Origin of the sequence: Lapillicoccus jejuensis, assembly GCF_006715055.1 — a bacterium.
Lineage (GTDB): Bacteria > Actinomycetota > Actinomycetes > Actinomycetales > Dermatophilaceae > Lapillicoccus > Lapillicoccus jejuensis.
In genome coordinates this window covers 862,871-878,757 of the sequence record NZ_VFMN01000001.1, presented here as the reverse complement: position 1 = coordinate 878,757, position 15,887 = coordinate 862,871, and the positions used below count along the sequence as shown (strand labels likewise).

The following is a 15,887-nucleotide window of genomic DNA, read 5'->3' as shown; positions in this document are numbered from 1 at the left end:
GGCGACGGGACGGCCGTGAGCACCGTCTCCCGGGGCACGGGCGCGCGCCGGCACCCGCCGGACGAGCCCCCGCGCCGGCGCGGCGACGGCGCCGCCCGTCGGACCTTCATGGGCGTGGCCGCCCCTGACGCCGCCCCCACCCCGGCGCCGATCGCCGAGCCCGTGGCCGAGCCCGTCGCCGAGCCCGTCGCCGAGCCCGTCGCCCCAACGGTCCGCCCGCGGGAAGCGGAGCCGGTCGCGGAGCCGGTCGCCCACCGGGTCGCCGAGCCGGTCACCGAGCGGGTCGCGGAACCCGTCGGCGAGGCCGCACCGCCCGCCGCGCCACCGGTCCCGCCCGCCCCGCCGACGACCACGGCGGCCGCGCCGGACCTGTCGTCGACGGCGACCACGGAGCCCGCGCCGAGCCTGCGCGGGATCGGGCCCGGGCCCGCGCTCGTGCTCGCCGCCGCCGGACCGGCCCTCGCCGCCGTCGCGCTGCGCGGCGCGGACGCCGGCGGCGACGGGATCCCCCTCGTCGGGTCGGGCGGCCCCACAGGCGCCTCGCTCGCCGGTGTCCTCGCGCTCCTGGTCCCGTCGGCCGTCGGCCTCGCGGGGGTGCTCCTCACCCGCGTCCGCTCCGCGTCCCGCCTGCTCCTCGTCGCCGCCGGGGCGGCGGGGCTGGCCGCCGTACGGGGTCTCGTGGACCCCTCGGGAGCCGCGGCCGCCGGCCAGCTGCTCGGGGTCCCCGCCCCGTGGTCCGCCGTGCTGAGCTGGGTGGCGACCACCGTCGTGCTCGCCCTCACCCTCGGCCTGCTCGTGCGCGAGCTCTCCGGCCGGACCCTCCCGGCGCTCGCGCTCGCCTGGGCGGCCTCGGTCGCCGTCGCGCTGCTGCCGTGGCCGCCCGGCTCGGCGCTGCCGTTCGTCGCCGTCGCCGCGCTGGTGCTCGGTCTGCTCGCCGGTCTCGCCGCCTCCGGCACCGGGGTCCGCGGCGACGGGCCGACGCCCCGGCCGCCCACGTCCCTGCGCGGACGCGGCGACCTGGCCGCGCCCGCCGGGGCCTCGGCCCTCGCCCTGCTCCTCGCCGCCGCCTCGAGCCGTCCGGAGGTCGCCCCGCGCGTGGGCGTCGCCGCGGCCGTGCTCGCCGTCGCCGGTCTGCTCCTGGCCGGCGAGCGGCTCGGTCGGTGGCGGTCGGCCAGCCCGCTCGAGGTCCTCGTCCGCTGCGTCGGGAGCGCGCTCGTCGCCGTCGTCGTCACCGGCGTGGTCCGGGCCTCCGTCGTCACCGACGGGGAGGACGGGGTCACGGGCTGGCGCGTGGGGCTGGCCGCGCTCGCCCTGGCGGCCACGGGCCTCGCCGCCCTGCTGCCGCGCCCCCATGCCCCCCGCTACACCCGCCCCACGCACCTGCGGGTGCTGCGCGCCGTGCCCTGGGTCGTCCTCGCGCTCGTCGTCGTCGCGGACGCCGTCGTCGTCGGGGCGCGCCCGGTCCCCGCGGTGGCGGACGGGGCCGGACCCACCGTCAGCACCCCCGCCACCCCGGCGGTCACCCCGGCGCCCACCCCGTCCAGCGCTCCGTCCCTCACCGCGTCGGCCGCCCCGTCCGTCACCCCGTCGGCGGCCCCGTCCACCGCCTCCTCGCCCTCGACCTTGCCGGGAGGGGGGCCGCGACCGCTCGTCGTGCGCAGCTCCCCGAGCGTCGCGCCGGGGGACGGGCCGTGGATGAGCGTCGCCTCGGTGTCGGGCACCCAGGTCACCATCGTCATCGGGTCGCCGGTGGCGACCGGTCGCCTCGAGGTGCGCACGCTCGTCGGCAACGGCGCCGAGGTCAGCTACCCGCTCGTCGCCGTCGCCCCCGGCTCGTCGGAGCAGGTGACCGTCCTGCTCCCGCAGTCCGGCGACTTCACCGTCGAGCTGCACGACCTGCAGCAGACCGACCCGCTGCAGACCCTCGTCATCCGCCGCTGACCCCGCCAGGGCCCGTACGGCGCCCCTCAGTCGCCCAGCCGCCGGAGCAGGTCGTGCGCCCGGTGCGCGGCGCCGGTCGCCCGGGCCAGCCCGGCGACGTCCTCGCGCGGCACCGCGTCCGCGCCGAGCAGCAGCTGCTGGGCGATGCGGTAGAGCGAGGCGGCCAGCCGTCGGGGGTTGCGCGCGGGGTCGAGCGCGTGGAGGTGCTCGCAGACCTCCACCCAGGCGGCCAGGTCGTCGACGCCGGTGAGGCCCTCGTCGTCGAGGGCGACCTCCAACCGGTCGCGGGAGAGCTTGTAGAGCTGGTCGAGCGGGGGTGCGGCGCTGGCCATGGTGTCCTCGGGGTCGTGCGCGTGCCGGGGCGACCGCGGCGGTGGGGACCGTTGCCGCTCCGGCGAAGTTCAGGCGTCGGTCGCCGACCGTACACAGCCAAGGTGAACGACGTTCACCGCCCGTCCGCCCCGCCCGCCCCACGGGCGGGACGGCTCCACCGAACGGACGGGACCCGGCACCGAGCGGACGGCCTCCGACGGGTCGGCGTCCGCGGCGACGGCCCGGTCACCTACGGTGGCGGCATGGACCACGACCTCGGCCTCGGTGAGCTCACCGACCGCGCGCTCTCGCAGGAGATCGAGCTCGTGGGCGCCCTCGTCGCGGCGGCGTCCGGCAGCGCCCACCGCCTGCCCGACCACGAGATCGACACGGCCCTCGGCGTCGGGACCCCCTCGGCCCCCTGAGCCGCCACAGGCCGGACCGCGGCCCTCCCGTCCTCCCGGGTGGGCAAGAATGACGCCCACGAGACCCGGGCCGTGACGCAGTGACGCACCGACGCAGCGACGTCGTCGTCCCGCGGCGCACGGCCCGCCCGCCGACCCCGGAGGACCCGCCGACCATGAGCACAGACCCCGCCCCGTCCACGGGCACCCCGTCCGCACCGCTCCCGTCGGCGGAGGCCTTCGCCGCCGCCGCGTCGGCCGCGGTCCGCGACGTGGCCGCCGCCCAGCGCGACGGGGTGGCCCGGGCGGCCGCGCTCGTGGCCGACTGCATCGCCGCCGACGGCGTCCTGCAGGCCTTCGGCACCGGCCACTCGGAGGCCTTCGCCATGGAGGTCGCCGGGCGCGCCGGCGGGTTCATCCCGACCAACCGGCTCAGCCTGCGCGACGTCGCCCTCCTCGACCCCGAGGGCAAGGCGGTCTCCAACCAGTTCCTCGAGCGCGACCCCGGCACCGCCGAGCACATCTACGCGCAGGCCGTCGGCGCCCGCCCGGGCGACGTCTTCCTCATCGCCAGCAACTCCGGCGGCAACGGCAGCATCGTCGAGCTCGCGCGGATCGTGAAGGACCGCGGCCACCCGCTCGTCGCCGTCACCTCGATGCAGCACACGCAGGGCATCACCTCGCGCCACCCCAGCGGGCGCAAGCTCTGGGAGCTCGCCGACGTCGTCCTCGACAACGGGGCGCCGTACGGCGACGCGGTGCTGCCGCTGCCCGGCGGGGGAGCCGCCTGCGGCATCTCCTCGATCACGGCGGCGCTGCTCGCCCAGATGGTCGTCGCCGACGCCATCGCGCTGCTGCTGGAGCGCGGGGTGACCCCGCCGGTCTACCTCTCGGCGAACATCCCCGGCGGCGACGAGCACAACCGCGGGCTGGAGGAGCGGTACGCCGGCCGCCTGCGGCGGCTGCTCTGAGCGGGGCCCGGTGACGGAGCGCAACGAGGCGCCCCCCGGCGCCGGGGACGAGCCGCTCGTCCTCGGCCTCGACGTCGGCGGGACCAGCGTGCGCTGCCTCGTCGCCACGACCGGCGGCCGGCGGCTGGGGACCGGGGCCGCGCCCGGCGCCAACCCCAACGCGGTCGGCATGGCCACCGCGCTCGCGCACGTCGGCTCCGCGGTGACCGCCGCGCTCTCCGGCCTCGACCCGGCCCGGGTGGCCGCCGCGGTGATGGGCGCCGCGGGCTTCGCCGCGCACGCCGACCTCGGCGAGGACTTCGGCCGGGTGTGGGACGCGACCGGCCTGAGGGTGCGGCCCCGCCTCGTCGGCGACGCCCTCGTCGGCTTCTGCGCCGGCACCCCCGCCCGCGACGGCACCATCGTGCTCGGCGGGACCGGTTCGGGCGCCGTCGAGGTCCGCGACCTGCGGGAGGGGCTCGTGCGCGACGCCGCGGGGTGGCTGCTCGGCGACGACGGGTCCGGCCAGTGGGTCGGGCGCGAGGCCGTCCGGCACGCGATCCGGCCCGGCCCGGCGCCGCAGGACCCGCTCGCCGTCGCCGTGCGGCGGGCCCTGCTCGGTCGCCCCGACGGGGACCGGCAGGACCTCGTCCGGACGGTGTACGCCGGCTCGCCGCTCCTGCTCTCCACGCTCGCGCCGGTCGTCGTCGGCCTGGCCCGGGACGGCGACCCGGACGCGGTGCGCGTCCTCGTCGACGCCGCCCGGCTGCTGCAGCGCTCGGTCGCGTCCGTACGACGCGCCGGTGACACCACCCCGGTCGTGCTCGTCGGCGGGCTGTTCTCCTCCGAGGTGCTGCTCGGCGCGCTGACCGCCCGGCTGCGGCGGGCGTGGCCCGACGCCCCGGTGCTGCGCGGGGGCAGCGGGGCCGGGGGGGCGGCCTGGCTCGCCGTGCACGACCTGGCCGCGCAGGGGTGGGCGGGCCCAACCGGACCGACGCTGCACGCCGCGCTGACCCGGCTGCCGCTCGTGGTGGACGCCGGGCGCCGTACCGACGAGTAGTGGTCGTAGGTCACGTCGCCCGACCCGCGCGGGTGGCGGGTGGGCCCGCGCGGCAGTGGCAGGATGCCCGTCATGCCTGAGGTGAGCACGGACGAGAGCCAGCCCGACGTCCAGCCCGACGTCCAGCACGACGCGGAGGCGACCACCCGGTCGCACACGATCCAGCGGGCTCGGGCGACGACCGGGTCCTACTCGATCACCGTGCGCCTGCACACCGGCACCGACCCGGCGGTCGTGGGGCAGCTCGCGACCGCGGTGTCGGACGCCGGCGGCATCACGACCGCGCTCGACATCGTCGAGTCGCGCCACGACCGGCTCGTCGTCGACCTCACCTGCTCGGCCTCCAACGGCGACCACGCGAACGAGGTCGTCGAGGCGCTGCGGCACGTCTCGGGCGTCACGGTGCACAAGGTCTCCGACCGGACCTTCCTGCTCCACCTCGGCGGCAAGATCAGCGTCGAGCCGACCGTCGCGCTGCGCACCCGCGACGACCTGTCGATGGCCTACACGCCCGGCGTCGGCCGGATCAGCATGGCCATCGCCGAGCACCCCGAGGACGTGCGGCGCCTCACCGTCAAGGGCAACAGCGTCGCCGTCGTCACCGACGGCAGCGCCGTCCTCGGCCTGGGCAACATCGGCCCGGCCGCCGCGATGCCGGTGATGGAGGGCAAGGCGGCGCTCTTCAAGCGGTTCGCCGGGATCGACGCCTGGCCGATCTGCCTGGCGACGCAGGACGTCGACGAGATCGTGCGCACCGTCGAGCTCATCGCCCCCGGCTTCGGCGGGATCAACCTCGAGGACATCGCCGCCCCGCGCTGCTTCGAGGTCGAGGCCAAGCTGCGCGAGCGGCTCGACATCCCCGTCTTCCACGACGACCAGCACGGCACCGCCATCGTCGTCCTGGCCGCGCTGCGCAACGCCCTGCGCTGCATCGACCGGCGCCTGGAGGACGCGCGGATCGCGGTCTCGGGGGCGGGCGCCGCCGGCTCGGCGATCGTCTCCCTCCTGCTCTCGGCGGGGGCCCGTGACGTCGTCGTGTGGGACAAGGAGGGGATCCTGCACCGCGACGACGAGACGCTGCCCCCGGCCAAGCGCGAGCTGGCCGGCCGCACCAACCCGCGCGGCGTGCGCGGCGACCTGCACGACGCCGTGACCGGCGCCGACGTCTTCATCGGGGTGAGCGCCCCCGACGTCCTCGCCCCGGCCTGGATCGAGGACATGGCGCCCAAGCGGATCGTCTTCGCCCTGGCCAACCCCGACCCCGAGGTCGACATCGCCGAGGCCAGCCGCCGCGCGACGGTCGTCGCGTCCGGCCGCTCGGACTACCCGAACCAGATCAACAACGTCCTGGCCTTCCCCGGCGTCTTCCGCGGGCTGCTCGACGCCCGGGCCACCCAGGTGACGACGGAGATGCTCATCCGCGCGGCGGACGCCATCGCCTCGGTCGTCGGCGACGACCAGCTCAACCCGAACTACATCATCCCCAGCGTCTTCGACCCGGACATCGCCAAGACGGTGGCGCGGGCCATCGCCGGCCCGCAGGCCGAGGACCCGGCCACCGGCCGGATGAACGCGCTCCCGACGGCCTGACGGGACGGGCCCGCCGCGGGGGCGGCGGGCCGGGTCAGCCGGCGAGCCGACGGGCCGCCAGGGACAGGATCGTGCCGACCGTCGCCGGCCGCGGCGAGGCGTCGTCGACCTGCACGACGGCGACCCGCTGCCCGACGAGCAGCACCCCCATGACGCCCGCCGGTGGACCGGCCGAGGACGTCGCGGACGTCGTCGAGGTCGCGGGTGCGGTGCCGGTGCCGGACGGCACCGTCTCGACCGGCGTGACGGGGTCGACGGGGTCGACGGGGTCGACGGTCGACCAGACCCCGCGGTCGTCGCCCGTGGGGACGCCGACCCGCACCGGCGGGCCGACCTGCACCCGGGAGCCGCCCGGGTCGGCACCGCCGGCCCGGCAGGCCGTGAGGTCGCCGACGAGGACGTCGTACGCCGCCTCGGCGCGCGCCCGGGTGGCGAAGGTCGACGCGACCTCGTGCACCGAGGTGACGCGACCCACCAGGTCGACCCGGACCCGGGTGCCCGCCCCGGGGCGGGCCACGAGCGACTCGCGCTGGCACACCCCGGTCGGGGCGGCCCCCTCGCCGGTCTGGGTGCGGGCCACGACCGCGCGGGTGTCCCACCCGGCGGTGGCCAGGTCCCGGACGCCGAGCAGCCGCGCCGGCGTCACGGCCGCCGCGGGGTCGGGCGCCCCGGACGTCGTCGAGGTGGCCGGGGTGCCGGTGCGAGTCGTCGCGGGGCCCGTCCCCGGGGCGGTCGGCGGACCGCCGGGGTCCCCGTCGGTGCGCAGGCCGCCGGAAGCGTCGGTGGTCCGGACGACCTCCTCGGTCGAGCGCTGCGCCCAGCCGTACGCGAGGACCCCCGACCCGACGCCGAGCACCGCCCCGGCGACGACGACCACCACGCCGGCCGTCCGTCTCACGGTCCTCCCCCCACGGGAGCGCCACCGGGGGCCGCCGTCACGTGGCAGCGGACGGCTCCGGGTCGGCGCGGGTGGGGGGCCCTCACACGGGTGAGGACGCCGACGGACCGCCGGGGGTTGCCCCGCGGCGGTGACGTTCTCGGGACGGGCACCGCCCGGTCCTCAGCCCACACCGAGCAGACGGTCTCGCACGAAGGCCCGGGCGTCGTGGATCCGCGCCTTGACCGTGCCCAGCGGCACGCCGAGCTGCTCGGCGATCTCGTCGTACGACAGGGTGCCGAGGTCGCGCAGCACGAAGGCCTCGACCAGGACCGGGCGCTCCGCCTCGAGCTGCTCGACGGCGTCGAGGAGGTCCAGCCGCGACCCGGCGATGACGCTCGTCGTGCGCGGGTCGGGGCGCTCGGGCAGGTACTCCACCGTCGTCTCGGAGCGGCGGCACAGCGACCGGTACGTCGAGCGGGCGCTGTTGGCGGCGACGACGGTCACCCAGCCGAGGAAGGAGCCGGACCCGGACCAGGTGTGCAGCTTGGTGGCGACCGCGAGCAGCGCGTCCTGCGCGGCCTCCTCGGCGTCGGCCCGGTGCGGCAGGATCCGCGCGCAGCGCCGCATGACGAGCGGCTGCAGCCGGGTCAGCAGCTCGTGCTGGGCGTCCCGGTCGCCGTCGCGGGCGCGCTCGACGAGCGGCAGCAGGTCGTCGTGGTCGTCCATGTCGTGTCCCCCAGTGCGGCCGTGCCGTCGATGTGCCGGACCCGTGCCGTTCTCGTGCTGTCCCGTGCTGTCCCCTCCGCGCCGTCCGGGCACCGGCGCGGCGCGCGGTGGCGTCGGTGCCGCACAATAACGGGCGATGAGACGCCTGGGACGCTACCGCCTGCTCGAGCGGCTCGGCACCGGGGCCTTCGCCACCGTGTGGCTGGCCCGCGACGACGACCTCGAGGTGTCGGTCGCGCTCAAGGTGCTCGCCGACAACTGGTCCGGTGACGCCGGCGTGCGCGAGCGCTTCCTGGCCGAGGCCCGGCTGCTGCGCCGCATCGACGACCCGCGCGTGGTCCGGGTGCACGACATCGGCACGGTGCCCGACGGCGACCAGCCCTACTTCGTCATGGACCTCGCCGACGGGGGCACCCTGGCCGACGTCGTCGAGCAGGCGGCGACGCGTCCCGACGCCGGGCGGGCCGTCGCCCTCGCGGGGGAGGTCGCCCGGGCCGTCCAGGTGCTGCACGACCACGGCGTCGTGCACCGCGACGTCAAGCCGTCCAACCTGCTCATCGCCCGCGGGGCGGACGGGAGGCCGCGCGTCGTCGTCGCCGACCTCGGGATGGCCAAGTCGCTGGCCGAGGCGTCCGGGCTCACCCTCACCGCCGGGACGCCCGCGTGGATGGCGCCCGAGCAGGTGCGCGGCGGCGGCTTCGACGCCCGAGCGGACGTCTACGCCGTCGCCGCCGTGACCTACGCGCTGCTGACCGGGCGACCCCCCTTCGAGCACGCGTCGGTCCGCGACGTCGCGCTGCGGACCGACCCCCCGGCGGCGGTCGCCCTGTCCGTCGGGCTGCCGGCGGAGGTGGACGGGCTGCTCGCCTCCGCCCTCGACCCGGACCCCGCGCGGCGGCCCGCCAGCGCCGCCGCCTTCGCCCGGCTGCTCGACCGGGCGGCGGCGGGGGAGTCGGTGCAGGAGCGCCGCCCGGCGCGACCCGCCACCCCCGCGGCCCCACCGGGGCGGTGGCCGGCCCGGCTGGTCGCGCTGTGGGCCCTGGCCGCCTTCCTCGTCGCCCTCGCCCTGACGTACGGCGCCCTCGCCACCCGCTGACGCCCGGGCCGGCCGGGGGGTCCAGGACGCCGTACGGGGCCCCCGGGACGCCTCGACCGGGCGATCGTCACCAAACCGTGACCTGTTCCGCACGGGTGTACGGAACCCGGTCCCGACGTGCGGAAAAACACCGGTGTCATTCGCGCCGTACGACGCATGGGGCGGCGAATCACGCGTGGTGGCAACGGGATTCGTGGTCGCCCTGTTTCGCGTGTGACGAATGGGACCTAACCTCGACCACGCCCTCCCCGAGGGGCTGCGGTCGTCCTGCGCGCCGGTGTCGAGCACCCGAGCCCGTGACACGCCGCCGGCCCGTGGCGCGGGGGACCCCCGAGACCCCTGCCGGCCCCCACCCGGCCCCCGACGAAGGATGCGGCCACGTGACCCCCACCCAGCGCCCTGCGGAGACCGACCGGCTCCGACCCTGGCGGCGGCGTCCCCACCGCCTCGTCTGCGTGGGCCTGGTCGGCCTCACGGCGCTCACCGGCCTCGCCGGGGTCTCCCCGGCCGCGCACGCGGACCCCTCGCCCGTCTTCCCCTCGCAGACCCAGGTCGACCAGGCCAAGGCCGCCGCCGGTGCCGCCGCCGGCCAGGTCGCCGCGCTCGACCAGCAGCTCGCGGCCTCCCGCGCGATGGTCGCCGAGCTCGCGCAGGGCTCCGCCGACGCGATGGAGGCGGCGAGCGGGGCCCGGCTCGCCCTCGCCCGGGCGACCGCCCAGGCGCGGTCGGCCGAGGCGGCCGCCCGCACGGCCAAGGCGCAGGCCGACCAGGCCGGTCTCGACCTGTCCCGGCTCGCCGCGGACGTCTACGCCTCCGGCGGCGGCGGCACGGGCCAGCTCGACGTCTTCTTCGGCGACGGCGGCCCGCAGAGCGTCCTCGACCGCGCCGCCGGCGTGGAGGCCGTGGGGGCCGAGCAGGCCGACCTCGTCGACCGGGCGGGAGAGGCCGACCACCTCGCCGCCGCCGCTCAGCAGGCCGCCGCCGAGGCCCGGGGTCGGCAGGCCACCGCGGCCGCGGCCGCCCAGGCCGCCGCCGACCGGGCCCAGCAGGCCGTCGCCACCGCGCAGACGCAGACCGCCCGCCTGCAGGCCCAGCAGACCCAGGTGACGGCCCGGCTCGCCGCCCTGCAGAAGACGTCGGTGGCGCTGGAGCAGCAGCGTCAGGCCGGGCTCGCCGCCGCGGCCGAGCGCGCCCGCGAGGAGGCCAACCGGCGCGCCGCGGCCGCCGCCGCCGCCGCGGCCGCTCGGCAGGCCGCCGCGCAGGCCGCGCAGCGGGCCGCCGCCCAGCGCGCCGCCGCGCAGGCCGCGACGACCGCGCGCCAGCAGCAGCAGGCCCAGGGCGGCGGCTCGAACGGCGGCTCGAACGGCGGCTCGACCAGCGGCTCGGGCGGGTCCTCGGGCGGCTCGGGCGGCTCCTCGGGCGGCTCGGCCCCCACCCCGACGCCCACGCCGGCCCCCACGCCGCCCCCGCCGCCGCCGCCGTCCAGCGGCGGGGTCTCGGCCGTCCTCGCCTACGCGCGGGCGCAGCTCGGCAAGCCCTACGTGTGGGGGGCTTCGGGTCCGGGCTCGTTCGACTGCTCCGGGCTGACGATGATGGCCTGGGCCCAGGCGGGCGTCAGCCTCACCCACTACACCGGCGCGCAGTACGCGGAGACGGCGCGCGTGCCGATCGGCCAGCTCCAGCCGGGCGACCTCGTCTTCTACGGCACGAGCGGCCTCGACAGCCACCACGTGGGGCTCTACATCGGGGGCGGGATGATGATCCACGCGCCGAACCCCAGCACGGTCGTGAAGATCGCCTCGATCTACTCGATGTCCGACCTCGTGCCGTACGGCGGTCGTCCCTGACCCCGTGATCCCGCGGTGGGGGCGGGGGGCCTGGCCCCCTCCTCCCGGACCACGGACGGCGATCCGTCGTCGGTCGTCCGTTCGCCGACAATGTCGTTGCGGAAGGTACTTGCCCTCCCGCACTTACCTAGGGCACAATCATCTTGCGAGCGAGGCGCTGGAGGCCTCGCCCCCCGGGTCGGCTCTCCCCCCGACCGCCGGCACCGTCGTCCCCCTCCCCCCGCGGACGAGCGGTGATCCTGTTCTGCGCGGCCCTCTCTGCTCCCCCACCCGGGGAGGGCCGCGCGGACGCGTCCGGACGTCAGCCGTGCAGCCGGGCGAGGAAGCGGCGGGTCGGCTCCTCCTGCGGGTCGTCGATGACCTGCGCGGCCGGGCCCTGCTCGAGGATCCGGCCGGCGCCGAGGAAGCACACCCGGTCGGCGACCTGACGGGCGAACCCCATCTCGTGCGTGTTGACGAGCATCGTCGTCCCGTCGGCCTGGAGCTCGCGCAGCAGGTCGAGGACCTCCCCCACCAGCTCGGGGTCGAGCGCCGAGGTGACCTCGTCGAGGAGCAGGACGACGGGGTCGGTGACCAGGGCGCGCGCGATGGCCACCCGCTGCTGCTGGCCCCCGGACAGGTCGTCGGGACGGGCCCCGGCCTTCTCGCGCAGACCGACCCGGTCGAGCGCCTCGAGCGCCCGGTCCCGGGCTTCGTCGCGCGCCACCTTGTGCACCCGCACCGGGGCGAGGGTGAGGTTGTCCAGGACGCTGAGGTGCGGGAAGAGGTTGTAGCCCTGGAAGACGATCCCCAGCCGGGCCCGCACCGCGTCCGCGTCGACCCGCGGGTCGGTGACGTCCTGGCCCTCCAGCCGCACCACCCCGTCGTCGACCTGCTCGAGCAGGTCGACGCAGCGCAGCAGGGTCGACTTGCCCGACCCCGAGGCGCCGATGAGCACGACGCACTCGCCGCGCCGGACCTCGAGGTCGACGTCGGCGAGGACCACGAGGTCGCCGTACGCCTTGCGCAGGTGCTCGACGGCGAGGACCGGCGGGGCGAGCGGCTCCGGATCCACCGGCACCGGGACGGCGGTCACAGGTGCCCCCCGACCGGTCCCTGGCCCCGGCGCCGGGAGACGCGGTCGGCGACCCGGGCCATGGGGATGGTGAGGGCGACGAAGACGACGCCGGCGACGACGTACGGGGTGTAGTTGAAGTCCTCGGCCGTCGAGATCTGGGCCGCGCGGATCGCGTCGGTGATGCCGAGCACCGAGACGAGACCCGAGTCCTTCTGCAGGGAGACCAGGTCGTTCATCAGGGCCGGGACGACCCGCCGCACGGCCTGCGGCAGGACGACGAAGCGCAGCGACTGGGCGTAGGTCAGGCCGAGGGCGCGCGCCGCCGCCCGCTGCGAGGGGTGGACGGTCTCGATACCGGCCCGGAAGACCTCGGCGACGTAGGCGGAGTAGGACAGCACGAGCGAGGTCGCGCCCCAGAAGAGGACGGAGGTCGGCAGGCCGGTGAGGTCGAGCGCCGGGGCGCCGAAGCCGAGCAGGAGCAGGACGAGCAGCAGGGGCAGGCCGCGGAACAGGTCGACGTACACCGTCGCGAAGATCCGCAGCGGGGCGAAGACCGCGCCGCGCAGGGTCCGCAGGACGGCGAGGGTCAGGCCGAGGACGACGATGGCGACCGCGCAGACGACCATGAGCCGGATGTTGAGCCACAGCCCGTCGAGGACGGCGGGGAAGGACTCCACGGCCTTGTCCCAGGAGAACCACGTGTCGCGCACCCGGGGCCACCCGGGGGAGGTGACGAGCAGCACGGCGGCGACGACGAGCACGACGACCGTGCTGCCCGTCGAGGCGAGGAGGGAGCGCCGGGCCCGCGCGGACCGGTACGCCGCCCGCTCCCGCTCCACCGGCGACGGGGTCCAGCCCGCTCCGGGCGGGGGAGCGGCGGAGCGGTCGGTGGAGGTGCTCGTGCTCACGCCGGGGTCACTTCAGCTCGGGCGCGCCCTGGCCGGCGAGCCACTGCGTCTCGAGCCTGCCCAGCGTGCCGTCGGCGCGCAGCGCGTCCACGGCGGAGGAGACGCAGGCCGTGAGCGGCGAGCCCTTGGCCAGGACCGCGCCGAACTGCTCGGGGGTGCCGCCCGCCGCGGGCAGCTGGCCGACGATGACGCCGCCGTCGAGCTGGGCGGAGACGACGTAGAACGCCGTCGGCAGGTCGACGACCAGCCCGTCGATCTGCTTGTTCTTCAGCGCCTGCACGGCGAGGTCGTTCGTGTTGTAGACCATCGGCGCGCTGCTCGGCTTCACCTGGTCGGTGATCGCCGTCAGGGACGTCGTGCCGACCTGCGCCCCGAGCCGGGACGACGCCAGCGCCGCGACGCTCGTCGCGCCGGCGATCGGGCTGCCCTGGTAGGTGACGACGGCCTGCCTCACGTCGTAGTAACCGCTGGAGAAGTCGACGGCCTTCTTGCGCTCGTCGGTGATCGAGAACTCGTTGAAGTCGAGGTCGAAGGCCTTGGTGCCCGGGGTGACGACCGAGTCGAAGGGCACCCGGGTCCACGTCACCTCGGCCTTGTCGTAGCCCAGCTTCGCCGCGACGGCGTAGGCGACCGCGGACTCGAAGCCCTTGCCGTTGGTCGGGTCGTCGCCGGAGAACCACGGCTCGTAGACCGGCTTGTCGGTGGCCACGGTCAGCGTGCCCGCGGTGACGGTCCGCAGCGAGGCCTTGTCGCAGGCGGCGGACCCGGTGGCCCCCGCCGACGCGCCGCCCGCGGTGCCGGACGAGCTGTCGCGGGGGGCGCCGCAGGCCGCGAGGCCGGCGGCGAGGGCGAGGGCGAGCACGGCGCGCAGGGCGGCCGGGCGGGTCGGGCGGGTGGGGCGGCGCACGGTCATGGGGGGACGATAACGGCGGGCGAGGACGCCGTACGGCGTCGTCTCGCCCGCCGTCGCGGGGGTGCGGGCGCTCGCCCGCCCGACGTCAGTGGCTCGGCGTCGGCCCGGGCCAGCGGTTGGTGGTGAAGCCGGTCTCGCGGGCGCGGGCGAAGGCCTCCTGGACGCACTGCTCGGCGCCCTCGCGGCCCGCCCAGTGCGCGCCCTCGACGGACTTGCCGGGCTCGAGGTCCTTGTAGGTCTCGAAGAAGTGCTGGATCTCGAGCCGGTCGAACTCGCTGATGTGGTCCAGCTCGCTGATGTGCTGCTGGCGCGGGTCCGCGGCCGGGACGCAGATGATCTTGTCGTCGCCGCCGGCCTCGTCGCGCATGTGGAACATGCCGATCGGCCGCACGAGCACCTGGCAGCCCGGGAAGGTCGGCTCGTCGAGCAGGACGAGGGCGTCGAGCGGGTCGGAGTCCTCGCCCAGGCTGTCCTCGATGTAGCCGTAGTCGGCCGGGTAGGTCATCGAGGTGAAGAGCAGCCGGTCGAGGCGGATCCGCCCGGTGACGTGGTCGACCTCGTACTTGTTGCGAGCGCCCTTCGGGATCTCGACGGTGATGTAGAACTCCATGGCTCCCCTTGGCGGGTGGTGGCGCGCGCCCCGGATGGCGCGCCGGACGATGACCTAGGCTCGGGCGGCCGACGGGCCCGGACGAGCGGGTCGATCCTCCCGCACCCGGGGGGTCGGTCACAAAGCGGGGAGGGCGGGCACGTGGCGAGGAGGGGGCGGTGAGGGGCCGGACCGTCGCCGCGGTGGCCGCCGGGCTCGCCGTCGTCCTGCTCGGGTACGGCGCCCTCGACGTCGCCGACCGCGTGCCCGGACCGCTCACCCGCGCCCCGCTCCCGGTGGCCGCGCCGCGCCCCAGCCCGGCGCCGACGGTGACCCAGCCGCGGGCGGTCGACGCCGCCGGACCACTGGCGGCCGCGTCCACCGCCCCCGTCCCGACCCCGGCCGGGCTGCGCGCGGCGCTCGCCGCCCGGCTGGCCGACCCGCGGCTCGGGTCGCTCGGCGCGACCGTCCGCGACGCGGCGACGGGGGAGCACCTGCTCGACCTGGACGCGACCACCCCCCGCATCCCCGCCTCCACGGTCAAGCTGCTCGCGGCGGCCGCGGTCGACGCGACCTTCCCCGCCGGGGCGCGGCTGACCACCCGCGCCGTCGCCGGCGGCGCCCCCGACCGGGTCGTCCTCGTCGCCGGCGGCGACACGCTCCTCGCGCCGGGCCGCGGGGACCCGTCGGCGGTCGCCGGCCGGGCCGGTCTCGGCGACCTCGCCCGCCAGGTCGCGGCGGCGCTGCGGGCAGGCGGCACCGCGCGCGTCACCGTCGCCCTCGACGCGTCGTACGCCGCCGGGGCGACGACGGCGCCGACCTGGGCGCCGGACTACCGGCCCAGCGGGATCACCGGCGCGGTCGCCGCGATCGGCCTGTCGACGCAGCGCGCGGTGCCGGGCCGCCCGGGACCGGCCGACCCGGGGGCGGCGTCGTTGCAGGCCTTCGCCGCCGCCCTGCGGGGGGCGGGGCTCACCGTCGCCGTCGACCCGGCGCCGGCCCGGGCCGGGGCCGGGGCCGCCGCGCTCGGCGCGGTCATCTCGGCTCCGGTCGCTGACCAGCTGGCCCTGGCCCTGCGGGACTCGGACAACGCCCTCACCGAGTCGCTGGCGCGGCAGGCGTCCGCGCGATCGGGCGGCGGCACGGGCTTCCCGCAGGTGGCGGCCTTCGTCCGGGCGACCCTCGGCCGGCTCGGCGTCGACACCACCGGGGTGAGCACGGTCGACGCCAGCGGGCTCTCGCGCGAGGACCGCGTGCCGGCCCGGGTCGTCGGCGACGTCCTCGGCCTCGCCGCGACCGGATCCGGTCGGCTGCCGTCGCTGCGCGGCACCGTCGCCGACCTCGCCGTCGGCGGCCTGTCGGGCACCCTCGCCGGCCGGTACGACGACCCCGCGACCCGCGCCGGCGCGGGGGTGGTGCACGGCAAGACCGGCACCCTCACCGGCGTGAGCGGGCTCGCCGGGACGGTGAGCACCGCCGACGGGCGGGTGCTGACCTTCGCGCTGCTCGCGAACGACGTCCCGTCGGCGACCGGAACCCCGGGTGCGCAGGAGGCGTTGGACGAGGTCGTGACCACCCTCGCCGGGTGTGGCTGCCGCTGAGGCCGTGACAGGG

The 15,887-nt window shown here is 77.3% G+C and carries 15 protein-coding genes; 8 read left to right on the top strand and 7 right to left on the bottom strand.

Features of this window, described 5'->3' with window-relative positions; all coding sequences use genetic code 11:
• The first annotated feature begins 15 nt into the window (after positions 1–15).
• Positions 16–1,941: a hypothetical protein gene (locus tag FB458_RS04250; RefSeq protein WP_141847056.1), complete on the top strand. Its 1,926-nt coding sequence runs from the start codon at positions 16–18 to the stop codon at positions 1,939–1,941.
• A gap of 26 nt (positions 1,942–1,967) precedes the next feature.
• Here the strand turns inward: FB458_RS04250 and FB458_RS04245 are convergent, their stop codons facing one another.
• Positions 1,968–2,273, bottom strand: coding sequence for a hypothetical protein (locus FB458_RS04245; RefSeq protein ID WP_141847054.1), 306 nt, complete (start codon positions 2,271–2,273; stop codon positions 1,968–1,970).
• A 243-nt stretch (positions 2,274–2,516) separates the two neighbouring features.
• On the opposite strand from FB458_RS04245, the gene FB458_RS21205 reads away from it, so the two are divergent.
• From FB458_RS21205 to FB458_RS04230, 4 genes are all read left to right on the top strand, one after another.
• Positions 2,517–2,678 carry a hypothetical protein gene (locus tag FB458_RS21205; protein WP_170185560.1) on the top strand — a complete coding sequence of 54 codons (162 nt, stop codon included), beginning with the start codon at positions 2,517–2,519 and terminating at the stop codon, positions 2,676–2,678.
• A 155-nt stretch (positions 2,679–2,833) separates the two neighbouring features.
• Positions 2,834–3,628 (top strand): sugar isomerase domain-containing protein, encoded by a 795-nt coding sequence (locus FB458_RS04240; RefSeq protein WP_141847053.1) that lies wholly within the window; start codon positions 2,834–2,836, stop codon positions 3,626–3,628.
• Between the two features lie 10 nt (positions 3,629–3,638).
• Positions 3,639–4,667, top strand: a complete 1,029-nt coding sequence (locus tag FB458_RS04235) for an N-acetylglucosamine kinase (protein ID WP_141847051.1) — start codon at positions 3,639–3,641, stop codon at positions 4,665–4,667.
• A gap of 72 nt (positions 4,668–4,739) precedes the next feature.
• Positions 4,740–6,257 (top strand): NAD-dependent malic enzyme, encoded by a 1,518-nt coding sequence (locus FB458_RS04230; protein ID WP_141847049.1) that lies wholly within the window; start codon positions 4,740–4,742, stop codon positions 6,255–6,257.
• A 34-nt stretch (positions 6,258–6,291) separates the two neighbouring features.
• Here the strand turns inward: FB458_RS04230 and FB458_RS04225 are convergent, their stop codons facing one another.
• Positions 6,292–7,155, bottom strand: a complete 864-nt coding sequence (locus FB458_RS04225) for a hypothetical protein (protein ID WP_141847047.1) — start codon at positions 7,153–7,155, stop codon at positions 6,292–6,294.
• A 162-nt stretch (positions 7,156–7,317) separates the two neighbouring features.
• Positions 7,318–7,863: an RNA polymerase sigma factor gene (locus FB458_RS04220; RefSeq protein ID WP_141847046.1), complete on the bottom strand. Its 546-nt coding sequence runs from the start codon at positions 7,861–7,863 to the stop codon at positions 7,318–7,320.
• A 136-nt stretch (positions 7,864–7,999) separates the two neighbouring features.
• On the opposite strand from FB458_RS04220, the gene FB458_RS04215 reads away from it, so the two are divergent.
• Both FB458_RS04215 and FB458_RS04210 read left to right on the top strand, forming a co-directional pair.
• Entirely contained in the window at positions 8,000–8,959 is a 960-nt protein-coding gene (locus FB458_RS04215; protein ID WP_141847044.1) for a serine/threonine-protein kinase, read from the top strand.
• 380 nt (positions 8,960–9,339) lie between these two features.
• Positions 9,340–10,806, top strand: a complete 1,467-nt coding sequence (locus tag FB458_RS04210) for a C40 family peptidase (RefSeq protein WP_141847042.1) — start codon at positions 9,340–9,342, stop codon at positions 10,804–10,806.
• Positions 10,807–11,107: 301 nt separating this feature from the next.
• Here the strand turns inward: FB458_RS04210 and FB458_RS04205 are convergent, their stop codons facing one another.
• The 4 genes from FB458_RS04205 to FB458_RS04190 form a co-directional block, all read right to left on the bottom strand.
• Positions 11,108–11,881, bottom strand: a complete 774-nt coding sequence (locus FB458_RS04205) for an amino acid ABC transporter ATP-binding protein (RefSeq protein WP_141847040.1) — start codon at positions 11,879–11,881, stop codon at positions 11,108–11,110.
• Positions 11,878–12,771 carry an amino acid ABC transporter permease gene (locus FB458_RS04200; RefSeq protein WP_141847038.1) on the bottom strand — a complete coding sequence of 298 codons (894 nt, stop codon included), beginning with the start codon at positions 12,769–12,771 and terminating at the stop codon, positions 11,878–11,880. The genes FB458_RS04205 and FB458_RS04200 overlap by 4 nt, the downstream gene beginning before the upstream one ends.
• 7 nt (positions 12,772–12,778) lie before the next feature.
• Positions 12,779–13,684 (bottom strand): ABC transporter substrate-binding protein, encoded by a 906-nt coding sequence (locus FB458_RS04195; RefSeq protein ID WP_141847036.1) that lies wholly within the window; start codon positions 13,682–13,684, stop codon positions 12,779–12,781.
• A gap of 85 nt (positions 13,685–13,769) precedes the next feature.
• Positions 13,770–14,294: an inorganic diphosphatase gene (locus FB458_RS04190; protein ID WP_141847034.1), complete on the bottom strand. Its 525-nt coding sequence runs from the start codon at positions 14,292–14,294 to the stop codon at positions 13,770–13,772.
• 158 nt (positions 14,295–14,452) lie between these two features.
• Between FB458_RS04190 and FB458_RS04185 the strand changes: the two genes are divergently transcribed.
• Entirely contained in the window at positions 14,453–15,874 is a 1,422-nt protein-coding gene (locus tag FB458_RS04185) for a D-alanyl-D-alanine carboxypeptidase/D-alanyl-D-alanine-endopeptidase (RefSeq protein ID WP_141847032.1), read from the top strand.
• Positions 15,875–15,887: the final 13 nt, after the last annotated feature.

Bases quoted from the DNA above. Each gene is read 5' to 3' on its own strand.
- FB458_RS04230 (WP_141847049.1), top strand. From the start codon at position 4,740: ATGCCTGAGGTGAGCACGGACGAGAGCCAGCCCGACGTCCAGCCCGAC.
- FB458_RS04215 (WP_141847044.1), top strand. From the start codon at position 8,000: ATGAGACGCCTGGGACGCTACCGCCTGCTCGAGCGGCTCGGCACCGGG.
- FB458_RS04190 (WP_141847034.1), bottom strand. From the start codon at position 14,294: ATGGAGTTCTACATCACCGTCGAGATCCCGAAGGGCGCTCGCAACAAG.
- FB458_RS04245 (WP_141847054.1), bottom strand. From the start codon at position 2,273: ATGGCCAGCGCCGCACCCCCGCTCGACCAGCTCTACAAGCTCTCCCGC.
- FB458_RS04195 (WP_141847036.1), bottom strand. From the start codon at position 13,684: ATGACCGTGCGCCGCCCCACCCGCCCGACCCGCCCGGCCGCCCTGCGC.
- FB458_RS04220 (WP_141847046.1), bottom strand. From the start codon at position 7,863: ATGGACGACCACGACGACCTGCTGCCGCTCGTCGAGCGCGCCCGCGAC.
- FB458_RS21205 (WP_170185560.1), top strand. From the start codon at position 2,517: ATGGACCACGACCTCGGCCTCGGTGAGCTCACCGACCGCGCGCTCTCG.
- FB458_RS04240 (WP_141847053.1), top strand. From the start codon at position 2,834: ATGAGCACAGACCCCGCCCCGTCCACGGGCACCCCGTCCGCACCGCTC.